The following is a 21,839-nucleotide window of genomic DNA, read 5'->3' on the forward strand; positions in this document are numbered from 1 at the left end:
TCCCACGGGATCGCGGTGTAGAGCACGAACAAGATGCCACACAGGGCCTTACGGTCATCCAGCCGCTTACGGCCGGGATGCCGACGCCGCCGCTCCACCTTCGGCAGCAGCGGCTCGATCCGCTCCCACAAGTCGTCCGGCACGATCCACGGCGGCTGTTCACCCTTCCTCACGAGCGGATCAACGATCAGCAGGCCGCCTGGATACGGTGGAGATCATTTTGTTAGGAGTTGTTAGCGCCGGCCGAACTCGGTGCGTACACCGGTGGCCAGCACGGCGGCCCGCAGAACCGCCCGAAACATCCGGCAGTTGGCGGCCTGACCGGATGACTCACGTGTGGCCCACCATGGCTCACGATCAGATGAAGCGGTCACCGCTTCGGGTAAAGCCGCAGGTCAAGGTGGTGGGGCGCCAGGGATTCGAACCCTGAACCTACGGATTAAAAACGTCACGAGTGCGACCGGTGGGTGAAGAGGGTATGTCGCGCGGCCTGGGACGATACGGCGCAGGTCTTTACTTGTCGGGAAGGCAGTCCGGTGGCGCAGGACTACCTGACATATCGGTTCCATAGGTTGGTGCGGAGGAGCGGGCTGCCGCCGGTGCGCTTGGGTCACGTCCAACGAAGTGGTGCATGGGCCAGCCCGCCTCCTGGGCTCCGTCTAGGCGGGCTGGCGTGGCCCCCAGCGGACGTTCCCCGAATACCCGTCGGCGCGATTGGCAGCGGGTCGGTTCTCACGAAGTCCTGCAGCCTTCCTGAGAATCCTCTTAACAGAGAACACGGGACCCGGCGGGCCGGATGGACGTTCTGACAGCGATCGCACACGAGTGAAACGGGTAACGTGTACATGGTGACGTGGTCCTGGACGCCGCGGATTCGCTTCCCCTTGTTCGACACCGGGTTCGCGGCCGCGGTCACGATCGTCGGTAGTGGGCTCGGGCTGGGACCCACTCCGTTGTCTCCCGGCCGGGGCGCGCACGCGCCCGCCATTGTCGTCGCGGGTATCGCCGGCGTGTCGCTGGCCTTCCGGCGCCGCCTCCCTTTCTCGGTGGCCCTGGTGTGCTCGGTGGCCGCAGTGTTCGTCTCCCCGCTCGCGCTTCCCTTCAGCCTGTACGCTCTGGCCGTTTACGGTCGGCGTCACACTCTGCTGGGATGGGCCGCCGTCGGAGCCGTACTGCTGGTCGCCGTGGGCGTGCACCTGCACTACGCGCAGGCCGTGTGGGGGAGAGCCCCTACCTGGGTCGAGATGGTGGGCGTCGCGGTTGCGAGCGTTGGGGTGATCGTGGTGGTCCCCGTGCTGCTCGGCCTCTACCAGAAGTCGCGGCGGCGGCTGATCCAGGCGCTGGCCGAGCGGGCCGAGCGGGCCGAGACCGAGCAGGAAATCCGGGCCGATCAGGCCCGCCTGGAGGAACGAGCCCGGCTGGCGGGGGAGATGCATGACGTGGTCACCCACCGGGTGAGCCTGATGGTGCTGCAGGCGGCGTCGCTGCGCACCCGTGCCCCCAACAAGGAGGTACTGGCTGCGGCCGAGGAGATACGAGTGATCGGCAGGCAGGCGATGAAGGAGCTGCGAGATCTCGTCAGGGTGCTCCGCTCGCAGGGCCAGGTAGGGACCGCGCTCAACGACGAGGCCGACGTGCTGGACGTGTCGGCACTGGTCGCCGACTCCCGATCCGCCGGGATCGGCGTCGAGCTGGTCACCGACGGGGAGCCGCTCCCTGCGGAGTCCGCCGTACGGCGCACCGCCTACCGGATCGTGCAGGAAGCTCTCACCAACGTGCACAAGCACGCTCCCGGAGCCAGTGTCCGCATTCGGGTGCGCTATGACGCCAAGTGGATCTACATCACGGTGCGCAACACCTCCTCCACCCGCAGGCCCGATGTCGAGCTGGGCACGGGCGGCACCGGGCTGGAGGGACTGCGCCAGCGCATCGACCTGGTCGGCGGCCGCCTGCACGCCGCCCCGCAGCCTGATGGCGGATTCGAGCTGGCGGCGGCGCTGCCCGCAGACGGACAATCATGACCAAGGTGCTGATCGTCGACGACGACCGGCTGGTCTGCGCGCACCTGCGGATCATCCTGCAGGACGCGCGGGACCTGACGGTGGTGGGCGTGGCGCACGACGGGGCCGAGGCGGTGGAGTCGGTCGTACGGCTGGCCCCGGACGTCGTGCTGATGGACCTGCACATGCCGGGTGTGGACGGGCTGACCGCCACCGAGCGCATCGCACGTCTGGCCGATCCGCCCAGAGTCATCGCCCTGACCACCTTCGACCTCGACCAGTACGTGGTCCAGTTGATCGGCGCGGACGCGGCCGGCTTCCTGCTCAAGGACACCCCTCCCGAAGACCTCATCGCCCTCATCCGGGTCGCCGCCCGTGGCCACACCGTACTGTCACCGGGCCCCACCAAGCGGCTGGCCGCCGCCTCCGCCCAACACCAGGCGACCCGCCGCCACGCCCAGGCGAAGATCGCCGGACTCACTGAGCGGGAACTGCAGATTCTGGCGTGCATCGGAGCAGGTCTGTCCAACGCCCAGATCGCCGAACGAGTGCACTTCAGCGAAGCCACCATCAAGACCTACGTCTCCCGGATGCTGACCAAACTCGACTGCGCCAACCGCACCCAAGCAGCCAGACTCGCCTTCGACGCTGGCCTCGACCTGAACTGACCCCTGGTTGACCGCAGCGCGACATGGAGCACGAGGCCGCCGCGATCCCAGGCTCCCTTCTACTTCGGCCCGGCGCACTGCGTCAGTGGGTCGGAGTCCCTGCCTGCCGGATCGAACTCAGCAGTCCAGGCCGGCCACTGTCACCTCATGAGGCGGCGTGCTCAAGGGCGGACATCAAGGCGTTGGGTTCGTGCGACTTTGGTTGATCGGGTCGGCGACGAATGCCGATTCCTGGGGCGGGATGTCAGGCCGCAGGGTGGAGCTGTATCCAATCACCCTGGTCAAGGAGCCCGCCGATGTCGCTTGTCCCCCGCCTTTCCCCTGCCTGGAGACGTCCCCTCGCAGGTGCCGCGGCGGTAGTGAGTCTCGCCGCTGCCGCGGTCACCGTGCCGGCTTCCCCTGCCGCCGCCACATCGGGCAGGCACATCGACTGGCGTCCGTGTCCTCAGGACGCGAGTGCCGATTGCGGGACACTCGTACTGCCCATCGACTGGGCACGTCCGCACGGGGCCACTTTCGGACTGGCCGTCGCGCGACGCAAGGCCACCAATCCGGCGGCACGCATCGGCTCACTGGTGACGAACTGGGGCGGCCCGGGCACCTCCGGTGTGGATGCGGTGGTGGGCCCGTACAAGGACGTGTTCTCACCGGCTGTCAGGGCCCGCTTCGACCTTGTCTCCTTCGACCCCCGCGGTTTCGGCCGCAGCAGCCCTATCACCTGCGACATGGCGGTGGTCGGCCCGCAGCCGACCACCGATCCGGTCACCCGGGGAGGGTACGCCGATCTGGTCGACTACAACCGGCGTATGGCCGGGACCTGCCGCAGCCACACCGGCGCGATCTACGACCACGTCGATTCCCGTAACACCGCCCGGGACGTCGACGCGCTCCGGGCGGCCCTCGGCGACCGAAAGCTCACCTACTGGGGCGTGTCGTACGGAACCCTGATCGGACAGCAATACGCCGAACTGTTCCCTGGCCGGATCCGCACGCTGGCCCTGGACAGCAACTTGGACCACAGCCAGGGGGTACGGGGCTACCTCGACACCATGGCAGCGGCAAGCGAGGACTCCTTCAACCAGTTCGCCACATGGTGCAGTGCGAGCGCGGGATGCGCCCTGCATGGAAGGGACGTCGGGGCGGTCTTCGACCAGCTGTATGCGCGAGCCGAGGCGGGCACCCTGCCCGATCCCGACGATCCGACGAGCGGCATCACCCCGCAGTACCTGCTCGATCACACCCAGCACCAATTCCCCATGATGGGATCGGACGACTGGGCTTCGCTCGCCACCATGCTCGCCGCCATGAGCCGGCAACCGTCACGCCCCGTACCGCCCAAGAGCCCCCCGGCCGCCGGCCAGGGGCTAGGGTATGACCAGAAGGTGTTCTGCTCCGACTGGCAGCTGTCCCTCGACGGGCCGGGAGCGCTGGCAGCGGCCGAGCGCCGTCTGGCTCGGATCGCGCCGCACATGCGCCGCGCAACGCTCGCCTGGAAGGTGATGACCTCCTGCCAGGGCAAGCCGGTGACCCTCACTAATCCTCCGCACCGTTACCGCATATCGGGGGCGCCGCCGATCCTGCTCGTCAACAACCTGCACGACCCCAACACTCCCTACGCGTTCGCCACCGATGTAGCCAGGCAGATCCCCGCCTCTGTCCTTCTCACCTACAACGGCTGGGGACACGGCAGCTACCACAGAAGCCGCTGCATCGCTGACCTGACCGACCGCTACCTCATCGACGCCCAGCCTCCTGCCCACGGCACCCGTTGCCCCGCCATCCCGCCTGCCGACACACCCCGTACTCCTTAGTGGTCGTGCCCGTAAGTTCTTCGGGGGTTATGCGGCGACGTTGAGTACGGCAGGCTGGTGCTCGCAGTGGTCGTGCTGCTGGGAGTTGAGCTCTTTCTGTTCGTGTCGCTCGACCGGGCGGGACTGTAAGAACAACGGTGTAACTCCTGATCAGGGAGACACCTGTGACGAGTACGGTGACCCAGGCATCCGAAACGACGGACCTGGAGGACGCCGCGGTGACGCGGAAGGACCATGAATCGTCGGATCGCGAGCTGGTGGCCAAGCTGGTCGACCAGGCTCGCGCCGAAGGGCTCGAGCTGGTCGGTGAGTACGGGCTGCTGGGCCAGCTGACCAAGCTGGTACTGGAGTCGGCCCTGGACGGCGAGATCACCGACCCCTCGGCTACGACAAGCACGATCCGGCCGGTCACGGCAGCGGCAACACCCGCAACGGCACCCGCACCAAGACGGTCATCACCGACGTCGGGCCGGTCGAGATCACGGTCCCCCGCGACCGAGACGCCAGCTTCGAACCGAAGATCGTGCGCAAGCGGCAGCGACGCCTGTCCGGCGTCGATGAGATGGTCATCTCTCTCGCCGCCAAAGGCCTGACCACCGGTGAGATCTCCGCACACCTGGCCGAGGTCTACGGCGCCGAGGTGTCCAAGCAGACCATCTCCACCATCACCGACAAGGTGATCGAGGGCATGGCCGAGTGGCAGAACCGGCCCCTCGACGTCGTCTACCCAGTCGTGTTCATCGACGCCATCCACGTGAAGATCCGCGATGGGCAGGTCGCCAACCGGCCCATCTACGTTCGCCCTGGCGGTCACCGCGGACGGCGAGCGCGACATTCTCGGGCTATGGGCCGGCGACGGCGGCGAGGGCGCCAAGTTCTGGCTGCACGTGCTGACCGAGATCAAGAACCGGGGCGTCGGGGACGTGCTCATGCTGGTCTGCGACGGCCTCAAAGGGCTGCCGCAGGCCATTGAGCAGGTCTGGCCCCAGGCTGTGGTGCAGACGTGTGTGGTGCACCTGCTGCGTGCTTCCTTCCGCTATGCCGGCCGCCAGCACTGGGATGCCATCGCCAAGGCGCTTCGGCCGGTCTACACCGCGCCGACGGAGGCCGCCGCGCGGGAGCGGTTCGGTGAGTTCACCGAGGCCTGGGGCGGAAAGTATCCGGCGATCGTCAAGCTGTGGGAGGACGCCTGGGCCGAGTTCGTGCCCTTCCTCAACTTCGATGTGGAGATCCGGCGGGTGATCTGTTCGACGAACGCGATCGAGTCGGTCAACGCCCGGATCCGCCGGGCGGTCAAGGCCCGAGGCCACTTCCCCAACGAGCAGGCCGCGCTCAAGTGCGTCTACATGGCGATCATGAGCCTGGACCCGACCGGCAAGGGCCGCAAACGCTGGGTGACCCGCTGGAAGGCCGCTCTCAACGCCTTCGCCATCACCTTCGAAGGCCGTCTGACCCCAACCGCCCAGTAGAACCAATCAAGACCGAGTTACACCGTTGATTGGACGGACCCACCTCTCGGGAAGGGCTCCCCGATCGGCCACGGGTCCGTAAGGCCGAACCACTCCGTCGGCGTGCGCGCAGGATCGACGAAATGCACTGCGCCGCGGGCGTCGACCGTCGATCGCCGCCACATCGGGAGCGGGGGGCACGGACCACTCAGGGGCTGGGTGCTCCCAGATGGTGTGCTGCTGGGTGCCTACGAAGGCGGGGTGCAGTTGCTTGACGACGAGCACCGCCGACACGTGGCGGTGGTCCCAATGGTCGCCCTTGTGCCAGTAACCGTCGGGATTGCGGATGAGGGCGTCCGAGTGAATCTCGCCGCCAGGGCCAGTGCCGATCAATAGGGCCTCGGTGCCGTACAGGGCGTTCTTCACGTCGTAGTCATCGGTGGTGATGCTGCTCGACGCCACCGCGACGACGTACGGAGCACCAAGCGACCCGTATGCGGAGCCCTTGTCGTTCAGCGCGTTCTTGATCCCCTCCTCATCCTGCACCCAGAAGGCCCGCCCGCCACTGATGATCCCAAGCGGTCTCACACCCTCCTTTCTGCGCGCCTCGGGCGACTTCGGGAGCGCGTTGAACTGGATCCGCCACCCGTCCGCCTCGTAGGGCATGCCTGGGAAGTCGCGGCGGCCGTTCCCGCGGTCCCTGTAGGCGTCCGGGTTCAGCTCCCTTAGCCACTTCTCCAGTGTGGAGCGCACTTGTCTTCCTGCGCCCAGTGAAGTCCCGCATCTTGTTCGAGCAGATGCTGGGCCGCGGCACTCGTCTAGGCAGCGACCAGGCAGGAGTACGCCTGCCGCATTCACGGCGGCAACAAAGTCCCCGCCGCCCGGATCCGCTGAACCTCTCCCGATAGCGGAGATCTTCGATCGCCGACCGGGAGCAGGCCAACCCGGAGCGGGGGGCCATCCACGGGTTAAACCCACATCTACTTCAGGAGTGATCATTCATGGAGATGTTGGAGTCTCTTATCCGCCGTAACGCCCGCACGAGCCGTCAGCGGTACGACACCGCCGCCGGTGAGGTGATCGGCCAGCTCGACAAGGTCCACCGGCTCACCCCCGCACCTTGCAGGCCGTCACTTACGCGCAGGCGTTTCACGTCTGGTGGGACATGGTGCTTATGCAGGCCGACAAGTACGACGTGGAGATCGACCAAGCCCTGGGGATAGTCCGCGCCTGGGCCACTAACTACCTGACCAGCGAGCCCGTACACGCGGCAGCCGCTACCGTGCCCGAGCCCGTCGGACAGGCCGTCTACGCCGCGCCGGGTGACCCTGACGCGCCTGCCGCCGCGCTGTTCGAGCGTGCTCTGACCCTTACCGGTCGGGTGGCGGCCCGCCGGTTCCTGTCGGCTACCGCCCCGGGCGATCAGGGGGTGTCGTGATGATCGAGGTTGAGACCTTCCGCCTGCTGGCCTGGACCTGGAACATCTCCACGGCCAAGGCCTATGCGGAGGGCCGCGCCCCGAACGCCCAGCTCCACCCACGTAGTTGGACCGGCCTGCTCGCCCTGATCGGCATTGATGAGGTGCACGCCGAGACGGTCGACCTGGCCATCCCGTTGATCGCGGTACCGGCGTCGATCGACGGCGGGATGCTGGTGATCGACGGCCGGCCGTCAGCCGCCCGAGCTCACCGTGGATGGTCATGATCTGGCACCACAGGACCTCGCTGTACGGATCGATCCGATCCACGGCGAGGGCCAGCGGATCCAGTGCCTGATACGGGTCGGTCTTGTGCTCCAGCTCGACCAGCCGCATCACCGCGTTCATCGCGTGCCTGGCTGCGGCCTGCCGGAGCGGCAGGCACCACAGGTCATCCCGCTCGGCCAGCAGTGGCCCTTCACAGGCGCTTGGGGTAGCCGGACTGGCCGGGCAGAAAGGGAAACAGATCCCTCGGATGGGCCGGCGTGCCCAGTTCGGCGTCGCTGAGCACGGGTGCGATGCCAACCGACGGCCGTTGCGAGGCCGGCTCCGGCAACGCCTTCACCGCATCACAGACAGTGCGGTGGCGAGGGCACGCGTTTGATCAGCGCCATCGCGCCCTGTTGCCGAAGCAACGCGTTCCTGGTGATCTGAGATCGGCAGGGATTCTTCGGATGTCAGGCGCAGGCCGTGCGCTGGAGCAGGGCGGCAAGGGCCTGATCGGGCTTTCCCGTGTACGGCGTGGCGGCCAGGCTGACCTCGCGGAGGCCGTCCTGGCGGTGGAATGTCGCGGCGAAGTAGCCGCCGATCCCGCCGGCCTGACCGTAGAAGACGCCGCAGGGCGTCTGCAGGGTCGACAGGCCCATCCCGTAGGTGGTGCCGGGCACGGGCGTCTTCATCAGCGCGAGCTCGGCGGGAGGCAGAAGCCGGCCGCCGAGCAGGGCTCGCAGGAACCGGTTGAGGTCGGCGGTGGTGGAGACGATGCCGCCGGCCGCTCCCAGGATGGTCGGATTGAGCGTGGTGATGTCGGTGACGGCGCCGCCGACCATGGCGTAGGCCCGTGGGTGCGGCCCGGTGATCCGGGTGGTGTCGCTCGGCGCGGATGTGCGGGTCAACCTCGCGCGCAGGATCACGCGCTCGGTGACCTCGCGAGCGTACGGCCGGCCGGTCGCGGCCTCCACGACCATGCCCAGCAGGACGTAGTTGGTGTTGGAGTAGGAGAAGCGGGTCCCCGGCACCTCGAAGACGCGCGGCAGGCGGTTGGCCAGGGCGACCAGTTCCTTGTCCTGCCAGGTCCGCACGGGGTCGCGGACGACGCCGGAGCTGTCGAGCAGGCCGGGCAGATAGTCGGGGATGCCGCTGGTGTGCCGCAGCAGCTGCTCGAGTGTGATGTCGTCTGCCTTGTCCACGATGCCGGGCAGCCATTTACCCACCGGGTCGGCCAGCCGCAGGCTGCCCTCGGAGGCCAGTTGCAGGACCACGGTCGCGGTGAAGAGCTTCGTGACGCTGGCGATCCGGAACCTGCCCGCGGCCGGTGCCGGGCGTGGCCTGCCGTACTCGGCCTTGCCGGCGGCCAGCCGATAGGTACGGCCGGCGTCGCGCACCTCGGCGAGCGCGGCCACCGAGCCGGCGGCCACCGTGTCCTCCAGGGTTCGGCGGAACGCGGCACCGAGGTCGCCGGGTTGTTCGCGGGCGGCCGCGCTGTACGGAGGAAGAAGGCCGATGAGGGTGATGGCGGCGGCCGCGGACACGGCGATGCGCCGGAAAACAAGCATGGTTCTCCTAGGTGGTCGAGCAGGGGTGAGATCAGCGCTCGCTGTCGAGGTAGGCCAGGACTGCGAGCACGCGGCGGTGGCCGCCCTCGTCGGGCGGCAGGCCGAGCTTGGTGAAGACGTTGCCGACGTGCTTGTGCACCGCGTTCTCGGTGATCACGAGCTGCCGGGCGATGACGGCGTTGGCGTGGCCCTGCGCCATGAGAGCGAGCACCTCGCGCTCGCGGGCGGTGAGGGTGTCGACGAGGCGGTCGCGGCCGGATATCAGCTGCTCCACGACCTCGGGGTCCATGACGGTGCCGCCGGCCGCGACCGCGCGCAACGCCATGACGAACTCGCTGATCCGGGCCACGCGGTCCTTGAGCAGGTAACCTACCGAGCCGCCGCCGTCGGACAGCAGCTCACGGGCGTAGATGCGCTCCACGTACTGAGACAGCACCAGGACAGGTAGCCTCGGCAGGCAGCGCCTGGCCTGGAGCGCCGCGCGCACGCCCTCGTCGCGGAAGGCGGGCGGCAGCCGGACGTCCACGATGGTCGCATCGGGCCGGTGCCGGCGCACGGCGGCGACGAAGCCCTGGCCATCGGCGGCCACCTCGGCGACCTCAATGCCCTTGCTCGCCAGCAGCAGCTCGATCCCGGCCGACAACAGGACGTTGTCCTCGGCGATCACGACGCGCACGGCAGCCTCACCACGACGCGGGTCGGTCCGCCGGTCGGGCTTGTGATGGAAACCCAGCCGTCCAGGGCGGCGGCACGGCGCCGAATGCCGACGATGCCGGTGCCGCGCGCCTCGTCCACGCCACCGACGCCGTCGTCGGCCACCTCGAGCAGGAGGACGCCACCCTCGCGGGCGAGGGTGGCATTCGCCCGGCGCGCCCCGGCGTGCTTGGAGACGTTGGTGAGGGCTTCGGCCATGATGAAGTAAGCCGCCGCCTCGATCGCTGCCGGTAACTGCTCCCGCACGGAGTCGTCCAGGTGTACGGGCACGTCGCAGCGGGCCGCCAGGGCCGCGAGGGCGCCGCCGAGGCCACGGTCGACCAGGACCGGCGGATACATGGTGCGGATTACCTCCCGCAGTTCCACCATCGCCTCCGCGCCTTCGTGCGCCTCACGGATCAGCTGGGCGACAGGGCCGCTCTCGCCGAGCGCCTCCCTGGCCACGCCGAGCCGGATGGCGATGGTGACCAGCCGCGCCTGCGCGCCGTCGTGCAGGTCGCGCTCGATGCGGCGCGGCTCTCGCCGAGTTCGGCCACCCGCTCGGCGAGTTGCTCCCGCTCCGCGGGCCCCGACAGTCGCCGGCGGGCCAGCGCCCGGGCGAATGGCGGGCCCGCCCAGCCGAGAAGGACCAGCCCGAGGGCGCCGTACCCGAGTGCGGAGCCCCAGCTGTCGACCGGGGCGAGCAGCACGATCGGCCGATCCTGCGGGTAGAGCCACCACACGGGAACCACCGCGACCCGGGCGGCCGCGATGAACGTGACGAATCCGGCGAGCGCCCCGGTGAGGGCGAACTCTAGACCCCATGGCACCAGCCGCCCACCCGGTGGCCTGGTATCAGGAAGGCTGAGGAGAGCGGCGGCCTGGCGCCGATTCCACCCCGTCCACCGCCGCAGCCCGGCCGCACCTCCAGGGAGCGCCGCCGCGAGCAACAGGACGAGAGTCGCTGGACCGCATCCCAGTCCCGACAGCAGGTAGCCGCAGCTCCGGGTGGCCTGCATCCATCTCTCGCGCATGACGGCCAGTCTTCCCGCCGCCCGAGCGCACGGTCACTACAGCCTGCCCCACCATTCAGTGGGATTCGGCTTGGGTCAGGAGGTGTTTGAGGAGGGTGTTGAGGGTGGTCTGGTCGGTGTCGGAGAGGGTGGAGATGAGGCCCTTGTCCGTGATCTCGATGTCCACGCGGCGTCGGTCCGCGGTGCTGTGGACCCGGCGGATCAGGCCCGAGGCCTCGATGGTGTCGAGGCGGCCGGTCATTCCGGCGGGCGAGAGCATGAGTTCTGCCGCCAGCTCCGTGGGTGTGGCCGAGCCGCCGTGGGCGACGAGGCGGTGGAGCGTGTCGTACTCGAAGTACTGCAGGCGGCCGTCGCCATCAGGGCCACTGCAGGCGTCTCAGCAAGTAGTCGCGCGATGCCCGAATCGGGCCGAGGGGTTTTCGGTTTTGATCTTCTCTTGATCGTCCCTGAGGTCTGCCCTGACACTGGCGGCCTAAACGATCTACCGAGTGCCCGGTCCGTACCCGCGAGCAAACAACGAGCGACCAAGCAAGATCAACTTCTCGATCCGAGGTCATGCCAGATCGAGAAGTCCCAGTTCAGATGGCGTATGGGTGGTGGGGCGCCAGAAATTCGAACCCTGAACCTACGGATTAAAAGAAGTCGATTCGATCGAGGTCCGAGGCTCCGACCTGCAGGTGTGGTGTCCGTGGACGTCCGCCGAGTTCCGCCGTCGTTCGCCCCCTTGGCTGTACTCGTGGCTGTACAGCCAAGGCGTCGTCAGCCTCGATCAGCCCAGGTAGTACTTTGCGTACCAACGCGATGCCGTTTCTACGGAGAAGTCCACGAAGTCGCCGGCTGCTTCGCATTCGAGCAGGTAGTCCAGCGCCGCTGACGCATCGCCCGAGTTCGCAGCGGAGAGGTGTGCCTTGGTTTCCTCAAGACCAGCGCCGCAAAGTAGCTGAACATCGATCGAGCACTGAGCGTCGAAACTCGACGTCTTGGCCTGCCAGATGCACAGCACATCGTCCAGGCTGCCAGCGTTGAATAGCTGCACACAGCAGAGCTTCATCAACTCGGTGTCGCCGTCGCCCTGGGCGCGATGTTCTAGCGTTGCTTGGGCTGCCAGCATCTCTCGAACCTCGTCAAGATCTTCGGCGGAAGGTTGGAGGCCGTAACGCCGCAGGTTTTCGTCTTCGTTCATGAGCCTTCCTTGTGATGCTAAGCAGATAGCGCCGCGATCGGTCACCTGAACGCGGGCTTGCGTGTGAGCTGGATGATCGGAAATTCGAGGTGGTCAGCATGGACCGGGATGCTCTCGTCGAACTCTTGGATGATCAGGCTGGATAGGCTGGCGCCGCTTGTCGCCGTGCGCTCCTATCTGGGGGAGATTTCGAGGTCTGGTCGGAGCCGGTCCGCACGCGTGGCCTCATTGGCATCTATCGGCGTCGAGAACGGCTGAGTCGGCGTCAGAACATTCCATCGATCGGCTTTGAGGATGCTCTCGTTCGGCTCGACACCTGTGCCCTTGATCGTGTTCTTCTCGGCTATGCCAGGAGCGTCGACTCCGCGTACCACTTCCAGCTCTTTCTATCTCCTGACGGGTCGCGAGTGATCGCGTGCTTTGGCCTCAGCCAAGCGCATCACGCGCGGCCCGCAGACTCCTCTCCTGCCTGATCATCCCGTCCGGCTCGGGCTCCGGTGGGATGACATCGATTTCGGCAACGGGCAGCTCACCGTACGGCAGACGCTCCAGCGGGCGGACGGAAGCCTTCAGCTCGTCGATCCCAAGACCGACCGGTCACGCCGGACCGTCCCCGTTCCGGAACCGACTCTCGGCGCCCCCGCAGGCACCGGCGCACCCAGGCGGCCGAACAGCTCGCGTCAGGAGGGCGGTGGAAGGATCAAGGGCTCGTCTTCGCCTCCACCATCGGCACGCCGATCGAACCGGGGAACCTCTCGGCGCGGTGGCGCAAGGCGCGAACACAGGCGGGCCTGGACTGGTTGAGACTGCATGATCTCCGCCACGCCTGCGCGTCCTACCTGCTGGCCTGTGGAGCGTCGCCGCGTACGGTGATGAAGACGCTTGGGCACAGCCAGATCGCACTGACCATGAACACCTACGCGCATGTGCTCCCGGACATCGAGCGGGCGGCCGTCGACGCCGTCGCCAAGAAACTCTTCGGGTGACTCCACAGAATCAGGGCCGGACGACTCCCACGATGGGGGTTCCGGCCCTCTTGGCTGTAAAAGCTGGCTGCAACACCCCTCAGAACAAGATCTGTAACTGGTGTTTTGCCTGGTGGGGCGCCAGGGATTCGAACCCTGAACCTACGGATTAAAAGTTGATTTGATCAATTCCAGCTACTGTCGCGGCGTGTCGTCTTCTGTCATTTTATCCATCGCTGTCCCTGCCGATCTGACGCGTAATGATGCCGCGTGCCGTGTCGTGTCAGGTACATCCGAGCAATCAGCGAGCAAACATGGATTGCTTGACGTCGTCGTGGACGGTTCAGGCCACCTTCACGGTGTGATCGCCGAAGTTGGCCACGACGTCCAGCGTGCCGCCCAACGCGACGACATAGGCGCGCAACGTGTCCAGCCCACCGATCTGGCCGTGCTCGATCTGGGACACACGTGCCTGAGAAATGCCCATGCGTTCGGCGAGGAGTCTCTGGGAGATGCCCAGACGCTTGCATGCAGCGCGACCGCGTCCCCGGCGACCGTGAACCCGCCCTCGACCTGCACGACAAGGGCGGGTTCGGCGCTGCCACGAGACACGACCAGGTCTGAGGCCGCGTGCCCGGGCGGTCACGGCATACTGAGCGCCTCGGTAGGCGACATGCGGGCCGCGCGGACCGCCGGATAGAACCCGGCGATGCCGCCGATCAGCAAGGTCGCGATCATCGCCCCGGCCGTCGCCCACACCGGGACGACCGTCCGCCAGCCCTGATACGCGGCGTACCCGGCGGTCACCCCGAGGCCGAGTAGTACGCCGCCCGCGCCGCCGAGCGCCGACAGCAGCTGGGACTCGGCGACGAACTGCAGCCGGATCTGGCCCCGTGTCGCGCCCAGCGAACGGCGCAGCCCGATCTCGGCGCGCCGCTCCAGTACGGAGATGACCATCATGTTGGCCACCCCGACCCCGCCGACGAGCAGCGCCACGCCGCCCAGGCCGAGCAGCAGCGCGCTGAGCGTCGCGTCGGTGGCCTGCTTGGCCGCGAGCGCATCGGAGGGGCGGGACACCTGCACCTCGGTGGAGTGCTCCGGGTTGGCGGTGGCGGCCAGGACGGCCCGCACGTCGAGCACGTGCCGCTCCTCGGCTCGGGTGTAGACGGTCGTCGGATATCCGTCGAAGCCGAGCCGTTCGCGCGCCACCGGCCAGCCGACGAGCGCGGAGGTGTCCAACTCGGGCGCGAGCGGCGCCAGGCCGAGCACGCCGACAACGGTGAACCAGCGGCCGCCGAGCCAGACCCGCTGCTCTGGTTCGGCCCGGGTGACGCCGAGCCGGTCGGCGGCCTTGGCCCCGAGCACCACCGCGGGGTAGCGGCGGGTGGCCTCGTTCAACCAGGTTCCGCTGACCACCGCGGCGCCGGCGTCGCGCAGGAGGTTCAGCCGGGCCGCCTGCACCGAGATGCCACCCGACTCGCCCGGGGGCACGCGGTCGTTCCGGTACACCTTGGCCTGGGTCATGCCGGTGGCCGTCACCGACGTGACCGTGCCGATCCGCCCGATCATCCGCTCCGCCTCGGCCGGCAGGTGCGATGCCTTTCCGAACAGGTCCTGGCCGGGGGAGACCGTGAGCAGGTTGGTGCCGAGCGCGGCGAGCCGCCGGTCCAGGTCCTCCCGGCTGGAGGCGGAGATGCCGACCACTCCGAGCATCGCGGCGATGCCGATCGCGATGCCCAGCGCGGAGAGGAACACCCGCAACGGCCGGGACCGCAGCCCTGCCCCGCCCACCCTGATCACGTCGCCCGGACTCAGCCGGGCGGGGACGAGCGCCGCCGGGTCCGTCAGCATGCCGGCGTCCGTTCCCTCAGGTCGCGCAGCACGCGCCCGTCCAGCATCTCGACCCGCCGGGGCAGGCTCGCGGCGATGTCGCGATCGTGCGTGATGACCACGACGGTCGTGCCGCCGCGGTGCAACTCGCGGAGCAGATCCATCACCCCCGTGCCCGACCTGGAGTCGAGATTGCCGGTCGGCTCGTCCGCCAGCAGCAGCGACGGGTGGCCGACGATCGCGCGGGCGATGGCCACGCGCTGCCGTTCCCCGCCGGACAGCTCGTGCGGCCGATGCTGGAGGCGGTGGCCGAGGCCGACCCGCTCCAGCGCCTCCGTCGCCCGGACGCGCCGCCGCCGCGCCGGCACGCCGGAGTAGAGCAATCCGTCGGCCACGCTGTCCAGCACCGGAACGCCCGGGGTGAGATGGAACTGCTGGAACACGAAACCGATCGCGGCGGCGCGCAGCGCCGACAGCCGCCGATCGTTGAGCTTCGCCACATCGTGGCCTCCGACGCGGACGACGCCGCTGGAAGGCCGGTCCAGGGTGCCGATCATGTTCAGCATGGTCGACTTGCCGGACCCCGACCGGCCGACGATGGCGACCAGCTCGCCGTACCCGATCTCCAGGATGACGTCGCGCAGCGCGGTGACCTCGCCGCCATAGCGCTTGGTGACCCCGGTGAGCTGGACAATCATGTCGGCACCACCACCGTGGTGCCCTCGTCGATCCCGGCGATCTCGACCTTCCCGTCGGCGAACATGCCCGTGCGCACCGGCACGGAACGGGTCACCGCGCCTTGCACGACCTCCACGCCGTACCCGCCGCCGGGCAGCGCGATCAGCGCGTTGACCGGTACGGCGAGCACGTTCTCGCGCTGCTCGGCGACTACGGCGACCTTCACCGGCGCCGTGTCGAACGCGCGGAGCTTTCCGCGCGCACGCCGTTCGCGGACGGAGACGACCACCTCGATGGTGATGACCGTCTCGCCCTGCTCGATGCTCTCGCTGGCGACCTTGCCGATGCCGGTCACCACACCGGGCACGGTCGCGCCGCCCGGCAGTTTCACGGTCGCCTTCATGCCCTTCTTCACCAGGTGCCGGTCGGCCGCGTCCAGCGGGACGGTGACCCGCTTCGTCGTGCCGGTGTACGCGAGCACGGGCCCCGGCGCGGGGCCGCCGAGCGTGGTTTTCAGCTCGGCGACCCGGATCGGACCGGGATGCACGAAGACGTCACCGGGCTCCACCTGGCCGGTCACCGGGACGCCGATGTTCCGCTGCCATCGCCGCACCGCCTCGCGGGTGGCCCAGGTGAACTCCTGGTCCACGGTGATGCCGCGATAGCCGAGCTTGGCGAGGTTCCGCTCCAGCAGCTCGACGTCCCGGCCCTTCACTCCCGTGCGCAGCGTGCGATAGAGGGGCATGTCGCCGTACAGCAGCGGCACCCGGTCGGCGTTCACGCTGTAGACCGCGCGGCCCCGCCTGACCATCGCGCCGGGCGAGGGCAGCCAGGTGATCGTGCCCGACCGGCCGGCGGCCGTCAGCGTCTCCCGCGACCCATAGCCGAGAGTGCCGTCCACGCTCGTCGTCTCGGTCAGCGTCGTACGGATGACCTGGGCGGTCGCCGGAGGAGGCCGCCGGGGCGCGGCGGTTTCGGTGTCGCCGCCGAGGCCGACCGCGGCGGCGACCATCGCGGGGGTGAGCACGGCGCAGCCCGCGATCAGTGCCGCCCGGCCCCGCCTGCGCCGCCGCAGTTGTCCCGCCTTCTCCGGGGGCGTCGTCTCGAAGGTCATCGTCTCCGAGGTCATCTCAGGAGCCCGCCGGCCTTGTCGCGGCAGACCTCCTCGGCCTTCTTGTACGCGGGATCGTCCGGCTGCACCTTCATGCCGGGCCCGCCGACCGCGTACCGGCCGCCGCCCTGGAAGACCGGATCGGGCATGTCGACGCCGTTGTCCCGCATGCACTTGGCGTACGCGCGCAGCTGGTCCTTCTGCTCGGGGGACAGGTCGCCCCCGCCGCCGTTCCCGCCGCCACTGCTTCCGCCGCCGGATCCGAGGATGGCGCCGCAGGCCGCCTCGGCCTTCTCCATGGTCGCCCGGTCGATGCCCCGCTCATCGGTCTGGATGGAGCCGTCGGGTCCCGGATCGGGCATGTCGACGCCGTTGTCCCGCATGCACTTGGCGTACGTCCTGAGCCGTTCCTGCGGATCGAGAGAGGCGGCGGGCCGGGAGGCGGCCGCGGCGGCCTTGGAGGAGGAGTCGGGAGTTTGTCCGCATCCGGTGGCGAGCGCGAACAGCACCACCGCCAAAAGTGTCTTTCGCATGGACCCGAGCGTGTCGGCCGCCGATCGGAGCGAGCCCAGAGCAACCTCGGAGCCACCTCAAGATCTCGTACACCGGTTCCGTACGCCCGGGTCCGCGCGTGCTCATGGGTTCACGGAGCTCAAGTGCGCCGCGCGGCTTCGAGGGTCTCTTCGCGATCTCGGACTCTCTTGGGGATCTCTGCGGATCTCACCGGATCTCCGCGGATCTCTTCGGGATGTCTGAGCGGCAGGAGGACGCGGAACGCGGAGCCCTCGCCGGGGGCGGTCGCCACCTCGACCCGGCCGGCGTGCGCTTTGACGATCGCGGCGACGATGGCCAGCCCGAGTCCGGCCCCGCCGTCGGCGCGGGAGCGGCTCTGGCTCACCCGGTAGAGCCGCTCGAAGATGCGCGTAACGTGCTCGGCGGGGATCCCCTGCCCAGTGTCGCGTACGTCGAGCACTCCCATGAGCGGCGAGCCCGGCGGGCGGGAGCCGACCGCGGCCGCCGGCGCTTCGGTCGGCCGCCCGGCGCCGACGGCGACCGTGACCTCGGTGCCGGGCGGGGTGTGGGCCAGCGCGTTTGCCACCAGGTTGGCCGCGACCTGCCGCAGCCGGGCCTCGTCTCCGGTCACGATGACCGGAGCCAGCGCGCCGTCCTGCCCGGTCATCCGGATCCGCCTTTCTGGCTGCCGGGCACGCGCGTCGCGCACCGTGTCGATCGCGATCTCCAGCAGGTCGACCGGACCGCTGGCGAGCGGGCGTTCCTCGTCCAGGTGGGCCAGGACCAGGAGATCGTTGACCAGCAGGCCCATGCGGGTGGCCTCGTCCTCGATCCGGCGCATCGCCTCATCCATCGGCGCCCCGGGCGGGGTGCCGCCCTGCCGATAGAGCTCGGCGAAACCCAGCACCGAGGTCAGCGGGGTGCGCAGCTCGTGCGACGCGTCGGCCAGGAACCGGCGCATCCCCGCCTCCGACTCGGTGCGCGCGGCGATCTCCGACTCGACGCGGTCGAGCATCACGTTCATCGCCACCCCGAGCCGGCCGGGTTCGGTGTCCGGCTCGCTCTCCGGCACCCGGCTGCCGAAGTCGCCGGCCGCGATCCTGGCCGCGGTCTCCTCGATCCTGGTCAGCGGGCGCATGCCCAGCCGTACCAGGGCGGTGGCGGCCAGGCCGAGCAGCAGCAGCACCACCGCGGTCACCGCCCCGTCGATCGCCAGCAGCCGTCGATGGGTCGCCTCGACGTCCGCCAGCGACGCGGCCAGCACCGCGGTGCCGCCGTCCGGCAGCGCCGCCACCAGCACCCGCCAGGACGGGGCGCCCGTCCCCGGCACCGTGTACGGCCCGTCCCGCCGGAGGTCCCGGTACGGGCCGAGCACCGGCCGTTCGGCGGGCCGTACGGGGAACTCACTGACGAGCCGACCCACCGAGTCGAACATGTACAGCCGTCGTTCGCCGACCATCCGTTCGACCAGTGTGTTCCCGATCACCACGAGCTGGACCGGCTCAGGGTCGTCCTTCGGCGGATACGCCGGGTTCGGGGTGACGGTGAACGTACCGGACGGGGCGCTCGGGACGCTCGCGCGCAGTTGGGCGTCCAGCCGGTCGACCAGGTAGCCGCGCAGGAGGGCGAGGCCCGCCGCGTTGGCCAGCACCAGCGCGACCGCGGTCAGCGCGACGGCCGCCGCCACCAGCCGGGCGCGCAGCGTCCACCGCCCCCGCGTCCTCATGTAGCTCAGGATTCTCATGTGCCCTGGGGGCCTCTCGTGTCGCCCCCCCGGGGCAGCCGCAGCGTGTAGCCCACCCCGCGTACGGTGTGGATCAGCTGGGGATCCCAGCGGTCGATCTTCTTGCGCAGGTAGTAGACGTACGACTCGACGATGCTGGAGTCGCCGTCGAAGTCGTAGCGCCAGACGCTCTCCAGGATCTGCGCCTTGCTCACCACCCTGCCGGCGTTGAGCAGCAGGTACGCCAGCAGGTTGAACTCGGTGGGCGACAGGTCCACCGGGACGCCGCCCCGCCTGACCTCGTGCGCGTCCTCGTCGAGCTCGACATCGGCGTATCTGAGCACGCGTTCGCGGTCCTTTTCCTCCGTCCGGGACCGGCGCAGGATGGCCCTGATCCGCAGCACCACCTCCTCCAGGTTGAACGGCTTGGTGACGTAGTCGTCCGCCCCCAGCGTCAGCCCTCGTACCCGGTCCTCGGGCGCGTCCCGCGCGGTCAGGAAGAGCACGGGCACTTCGCCCAGCCGCCGCGCCACCTCGAATCCGTCCAGGTCGGGCAGCATCACGTCGAGCACCACGATGTCCGGGCCGAACTTGGTGGCGGTGCGCAGCGCCTCCCTGCCCCGGTCCGCCGTTCTGACCTCGAACGACACCAGGCGCAGGGTCTGCGACAGCAGGGCGAGGATGTTCGGCTCGTCGTCGACGACGAGAACCTTGACTGGCCGTTCCATGGCACCCGTTGTAGCGAGATTCGCTTGGAAACCGCTCAAAACGAAGGAAGGGATGCCCGATCCGTCTCGATGACGGGCTTGTTCACGGTGGCGGGGCTGGCCGGCTTCGGGATGTGGTCCAGGCGGGGCGTGGGCGGTCCGCGTGAGTACGCATCAGCGCTTGACTTCCTGACGCCGCCGCCCGACATCATCGATGGGTGTTCTACTTCTGGGCTCCTGGCTACACCGTCCCGTCGGGCAGCACGTCGACCACTGTGCTGGTGGAGATGCTGATCAGGATGGTGCCGTAGGGGTGGCCCCGGCCGGTACGCGAAGTCGTCCGCGCCGAGCACCCGTAGGCCGGCCAGCAGGGGAGGCTCGGGCAGACCGCGGATCAGTCTGCTGATCGTCTGTGAGGTATGGCCTGACGAAGGGCGCCTAAACGATCTACCGTTTGCTCGGTCCGTGCCCGCGAGCGAACAACGAGCAATCAAACGAGATCAACTTCTCGCCGCGAGGCGCCTTGCGGCCGAGAAACCCCAGGTCAGGCGGGGTGTGGAGTGGTGGGGCGCCAGGGATTCGAACCCTGAACCTACGGATTAAAAGCTCGATCTTGCGCTGTTCCAGACAGTTCAATGCAGGTCAGAGCTCGTGCGTAATCCGATCTGAACCGTCCTGGATCAATTGGAACTGCAACCTGGAATGCAACTCCACCCATGAGGGCTTGACCTCCTGGTGCCGTCGCCCGACACAATCGACAGATGTTCGACTTCGGGGCCTCTAGCTACAGGCCGATGTGGTTGAGGGGATGTTCGGCTGTCACTGCCGCTCATGGTCGGAGACTGGCCATGCTGGAAGGCCGGAGGCTGATTCGCGCCCTGCTGGTGTGGGATCTCGATGAGAATGCGTGGTTCTCCGATGGGCTGGTCCTGCTGGACTTCGAGGGGGAGCAGGTCGAGATCGTTCACCATGGAACACCGTTGATCCGACTCAGCCGCTGGATTGGGCCGGAGAGGGATTTCGGCTCGCGTGGCGAGAGGGCGTGCCCGGCGAGCTGGCCGCGTTGGAGGGGCAGCGGTTGCAAGCGGTAGAGCTTCTCGAATGGGCAGGTGAGGACATGGCGCAGGGGGCGGTCGCTGTCGGCTTCATCTTCCCGGAGGACCGGGTAGCGATCTACAACGCGCTCGACGAGAACGGCATCGAGGTCGGGCCTCCAGATCGCCGATACGTACGCCACAAGCTCGGCGTGTAGCCATCGATCGTATGGGACAGTCGGGGCACTAATATCTACACGGTTTCGAAGCGGGAGCTATGGCGGCAGAGTTTCAGCTCGGCGATTACATCCTGGTGCAGGACGGCAGGACCCTTGAAATCTTTCACCGGGGCCTGTCCGAGAGCAGCCGTTACCACGTGGCATTTCTTGGGGTGGATGTCCAACCGCAAGGCGACGGGTTCAAGGTTCGGCTCGGCACCAGGCAGGGCGACGACCAGGTCATGGGCGGGGTGAGACTGAAGATGGACCAAGAGGAGTTCGCACGTTTTCGTGATTTCATCGCCTTGGCTATCGCGGCACGCGACCGGGTGAGTCCCCTGAACGAGTCCACCTCACACTGAACTTGTCCAGGACTGATAGAGGCTTCGATCCACCCCGAGTCCGGAAGGGCTGCCCCCGCTCATGGTGCCGGAGGTGATTCCGTCCTGCCTGGGCCTTCATGAAGAGTGCGGGTGACGGGAATCGAACCCGCGCTGTGTGCTTCCCCGCGGTGCAGTGGTCTCAGAGTTTGTACAGCTTGTTGAACGGTGTCGTGATTCGTTCCTGCCGCGATCCGAAATCGATGACCACGGCGACCTCGTCTTCTACACCGATGACGACGCCAAGGCCGTACCGATCGTGGGTCACCTGGTCGTTCACGCTGAACCGCTCGGCAGGCGGGGCGGGGGGCGGGGGTTTGAAGGGACTTGTGGACAGGTGACGGCGGGGCTCCCCGCTAGCTGGCTTCATCTCCTCCAGTATGTGCCGCCTTTGAGAACGCTCGCGACATAAGCTCGACAGGCTCGCCAAAATGATCAAGGCCTGGGCGAGGATTCGACTCCTGACCTGGGCCTTCGTACGTGGAGCGGGTGACGGGAATCGAACCCGCACTGTCAGCTTGGGAATTGCATGGATCACGGCTCGTACTGCGCTTGACCTGGGCGTAGGCCCGGTCATGAGTGACCGTGGTT

The 21,839-nt window shown here is 68.2% G+C and carries 23 protein-coding genes and 3 pseudogenes; 9 read left to right on the forward strand and 17 right to left on the reverse strand.

Translation table 11 applies throughout. The features are described 5' to 3' along the window. Window positions 1–173 (reverse strand): transposase (locus tag AB0I59_RS24240; RefSeq protein ID WP_435831068.1); only part of this gene is annotated, 173 nt, incomplete at its 3' end. A gap of 672 nt (window positions 174–845) precedes the next feature. Between AB0I59_RS24240 and AB0I59_RS24245 the strand changes: the two genes are divergently transcribed. The 4 genes and pseudogenes from AB0I59_RS24245 to AB0I59_RS24260 all read left to right on the forward strand — a co-directional run bounded on the left by AB0I59_RS24245 (window position 846) and on the right by AB0I59_RS24260 (window position 5,948). Continuing rightward, window positions 846–2,021 carry a sensor histidine kinase gene (locus AB0I59_RS24245; RefSeq protein ID WP_358136250.1) on the forward strand — a complete coding sequence of 392 codons (1,176 nt, stop codon included), beginning with the start codon at window positions 846–848 and terminating at the stop codon, window positions 2,019–2,021. After that, window positions 2,018–2,668 (forward strand): response regulator, encoded by a 651-nt coding sequence (locus AB0I59_RS24250; protein ID WP_358136253.1) that lies wholly within the window; start codon window positions 2,018–2,020, stop codon window positions 2,666–2,668. The genes AB0I59_RS24245 and AB0I59_RS24250 overlap by 4 nt, the downstream gene beginning before the upstream one ends. Window positions 2,669–3,027: 359 nt before the next feature. Further along, a complete protein-coding gene (locus AB0I59_RS24255; protein WP_358136255.1) occupies window positions 3,028–4,479 on the forward strand; it encodes an alpha/beta hydrolase in 1,452 nt (483 codons plus the stop codon). A 203-nt stretch (window positions 4,480–4,682) separates the two neighbouring features. Beyond that, window positions 4,683–5,948 (forward strand): annotated as a pseudogene (locus AB0I59_RS24260) (IS256 family transposase). 6 nt (window positions 5,949–5,954) lie between these two features. Here the strand turns inward: AB0I59_RS24260 and AB0I59_RS24265 are convergent. Beyond that, complete coding sequence (locus AB0I59_RS24265; RefSeq protein ID WP_358136257.1) at window positions 5,955–6,680, reverse strand: hypothetical protein; 726 nt, start codon at window positions 6,678–6,680, stop codon at window positions 5,955–5,957. Window positions 6,681–7,092: 412 nt separating this feature from the next. Here AB0I59_RS24265 and AB0I59_RS24270 point away from each other — a divergent pair, with 412 nt between their 5' ends. Beyond that, window positions 7,093–7,365, forward strand: coding sequence for a hypothetical protein (locus AB0I59_RS24270; RefSeq protein ID WP_358136259.1), 273 nt, complete (start codon window positions 7,093–7,095; stop codon window positions 7,363–7,365). Further along, window positions 7,365–7,631, forward strand: coding sequence for a hypothetical protein (locus tag AB0I59_RS24275; protein WP_358136261.1), 267 nt, complete (start codon window positions 7,365–7,367; stop codon window positions 7,629–7,631). The genes AB0I59_RS24270 and AB0I59_RS24275 overlap by 1 nt, the downstream gene beginning before the upstream one ends. A gap of 194 nt (window positions 7,632–7,825) precedes the next feature. Here AB0I59_RS24275 and AB0I59_RS42135 read toward each other — a convergent pair. The 7 genes and pseudogenes from AB0I59_RS42135 to AB0I59_RS24305 all read right to left on the reverse strand — a co-directional run. Further along, a pseudogene (locus tag AB0I59_RS42135) lies at window positions 7,826–7,969 on the reverse strand (IS982 family transposase); the annotation flags it as partial. 112 nt (window positions 7,970–8,081) lie between these two features. Continuing rightward, window positions 8,082–9,179 (reverse strand): serine hydrolase domain-containing protein, encoded by a 1,098-nt coding sequence (locus tag AB0I59_RS24280; protein ID WP_061261514.1) that lies wholly within the window; start codon window positions 9,177–9,179, stop codon window positions 8,082–8,084. Between the two features lie 31 nt (window positions 9,180–9,210). Then, window positions 9,211–9,855 carry a LuxR C-terminal-related transcriptional regulator gene (locus AB0I59_RS24285; RefSeq protein ID WP_061261513.1) on the reverse strand — a complete coding sequence of 215 codons (645 nt, stop codon included), beginning with the start codon at window positions 9,853–9,855 and terminating at the stop codon, window positions 9,211–9,213. Continuing rightward, a complete protein-coding gene (locus AB0I59_RS24290) occupies window positions 9,843–10,400 on the reverse strand; it encodes a sensor histidine kinase (RefSeq protein WP_358136707.1) in 558 nt (185 codons plus the stop codon). The genes AB0I59_RS24285 and AB0I59_RS24290 overlap by 13 nt, the downstream gene beginning before the upstream one ends. After that, window positions 10,292–10,906, reverse strand: a complete 615-nt coding sequence (locus AB0I59_RS24295) for a hypothetical protein (RefSeq protein WP_358136733.1) — start codon at window positions 10,904–10,906, stop codon at window positions 10,292–10,294. Before AB0I59_RS24295 ends, AB0I59_RS24290 begins: the two co-directional genes overlap by 109 nt. A 55-nt stretch (window positions 10,907–10,961) precedes the next feature. Beyond that, window positions 10,962–11,249, reverse strand: coding sequence for a MarR family winged helix-turn-helix transcriptional regulator (locus AB0I59_RS24300; RefSeq protein WP_358136710.1), 288 nt, complete (start codon window positions 11,247–11,249; stop codon window positions 10,962–10,964). A 426-nt stretch (window positions 11,250–11,675) separates the two neighbouring features. Continuing rightward, window positions 11,676–12,089, reverse strand: a complete 414-nt coding sequence (locus AB0I59_RS24305) for a hypothetical protein (RefSeq protein WP_061261509.1) — start codon at window positions 12,087–12,089, stop codon at window positions 11,676–11,678. 707 nt (window positions 12,090–12,796) lie between these two features. On the opposite strand from AB0I59_RS24305, the pseudogene AB0I59_RS24310 reads away from it, so the two are divergent. Continuing rightward, window positions 12,797–13,075 (forward strand): annotated as a pseudogene (locus tag AB0I59_RS24310) (tyrosine-type recombinase/integrase); the annotation flags it as partial. Between the two features lie 322 nt (window positions 13,076–13,397). Here the strand turns inward: AB0I59_RS24310 and AB0I59_RS24315 are convergent. The 7 genes from AB0I59_RS24315 to AB0I59_RS24345 all read right to left on the reverse strand — a co-directional run bounded on the left by AB0I59_RS24315 (window position 13,398) and on the right by AB0I59_RS24345 (window position 19,637). Then, window positions 13,398–13,541 (reverse strand): helix-turn-helix domain-containing protein, encoded by a 144-nt coding sequence (locus AB0I59_RS24315; protein ID WP_358136265.1) that lies wholly within the window; start codon window positions 13,539–13,541, stop codon window positions 13,398–13,400. 155 nt (window positions 13,542–13,696) lie between these two features. Next, window positions 13,697–14,905, reverse strand: a complete 1,209-nt coding sequence (locus tag AB0I59_RS24320) for an ABC transporter permease (protein WP_358136268.1) — start codon at window positions 14,903–14,905, stop codon at window positions 13,697–13,699. After that, window positions 14,899–15,582: an ABC transporter ATP-binding protein gene (locus AB0I59_RS24325; RefSeq protein ID WP_061261507.1), complete on the reverse strand. Its 684-nt coding sequence runs from the start codon at window positions 15,580–15,582 to the stop codon at window positions 14,899–14,901. Before AB0I59_RS24325 ends, AB0I59_RS24320 begins: the two co-directional genes overlap by 7 nt. Continuing rightward, window positions 15,579–16,691: a peptidoglycan-binding protein gene (locus tag AB0I59_RS24330; protein ID WP_358136271.1), complete on the reverse strand. Its 1,113-nt coding sequence runs from the start codon at window positions 16,689–16,691 to the stop codon at window positions 15,579–15,581. Before AB0I59_RS24330 ends, AB0I59_RS24325 begins: the two co-directional genes overlap by 4 nt. Beyond that, window positions 16,688–17,206, reverse strand: a complete 519-nt coding sequence (locus tag AB0I59_RS24335; RefSeq protein WP_358136274.1) for a hypothetical protein — start codon at window positions 17,204–17,206, stop codon at window positions 16,688–16,690. Before AB0I59_RS24335 ends, AB0I59_RS24330 begins: the two co-directional genes overlap by 4 nt. 119 nt (window positions 17,207–17,325) lie before the next feature. Then, complete coding sequence (locus tag AB0I59_RS24340; protein WP_063819022.1) at window positions 17,326–18,912, reverse strand: sensor histidine kinase; 1,587 nt, start codon at window positions 18,910–18,912, stop codon at window positions 17,326–17,328. Window positions 18,913–18,926: 14 nt separating this feature from the next. Further along, the gene (locus AB0I59_RS24345; protein WP_061261504.1) at window positions 18,927–19,637 is read right to left on the reverse strand and encodes a response regulator transcription factor; all 711 of its coding nucleotides are present in this window, start codon (window positions 19,635–19,637) and stop codon (window positions 18,927–18,929) included. A 1,021-nt stretch (window positions 19,638–20,658) separates the two neighbouring features. On the opposite strand from AB0I59_RS24345, the gene AB0I59_RS24350 reads away from it, so the two are divergent. Both AB0I59_RS24350 and AB0I59_RS24355 read left to right on the forward strand, forming a co-directional pair. Next, complete coding sequence (locus tag AB0I59_RS24350; protein ID WP_358136278.1) at window positions 20,659–20,868, forward strand: hypothetical protein; 210 nt, start codon at window positions 20,659–20,661, stop codon at window positions 20,866–20,868. Between the two features lie 59 nt (window positions 20,869–20,927). Beyond that, window positions 20,928–21,230, forward strand: a complete 303-nt coding sequence (locus tag AB0I59_RS24355; RefSeq protein WP_358136281.1) for a hypothetical protein — start codon at window positions 20,928–20,930, stop codon at window positions 21,228–21,230. 160 nt (window positions 21,231–21,390) lie between these two features. On the opposite strand, the gene AB0I59_RS24360 is transcribed toward AB0I59_RS24355, so the two are convergent. Continuing rightward, complete coding sequence (locus AB0I59_RS24360; protein ID WP_355594769.1) at window positions 21,391–21,528, reverse strand: hypothetical protein; 138 nt, start codon at window positions 21,526–21,528, stop codon at window positions 21,391–21,393. Between the last annotated feature and the right edge of the window lie 311 nt (window positions 21,529–21,839).

This window comes from Microtetraspora glauca, assembly GCF_040656155.1.
GTDB lineage: Bacteria > Actinomycetota > Actinomycetes > Streptosporangiales > Streptosporangiaceae > Microtetraspora > Microtetraspora glauca.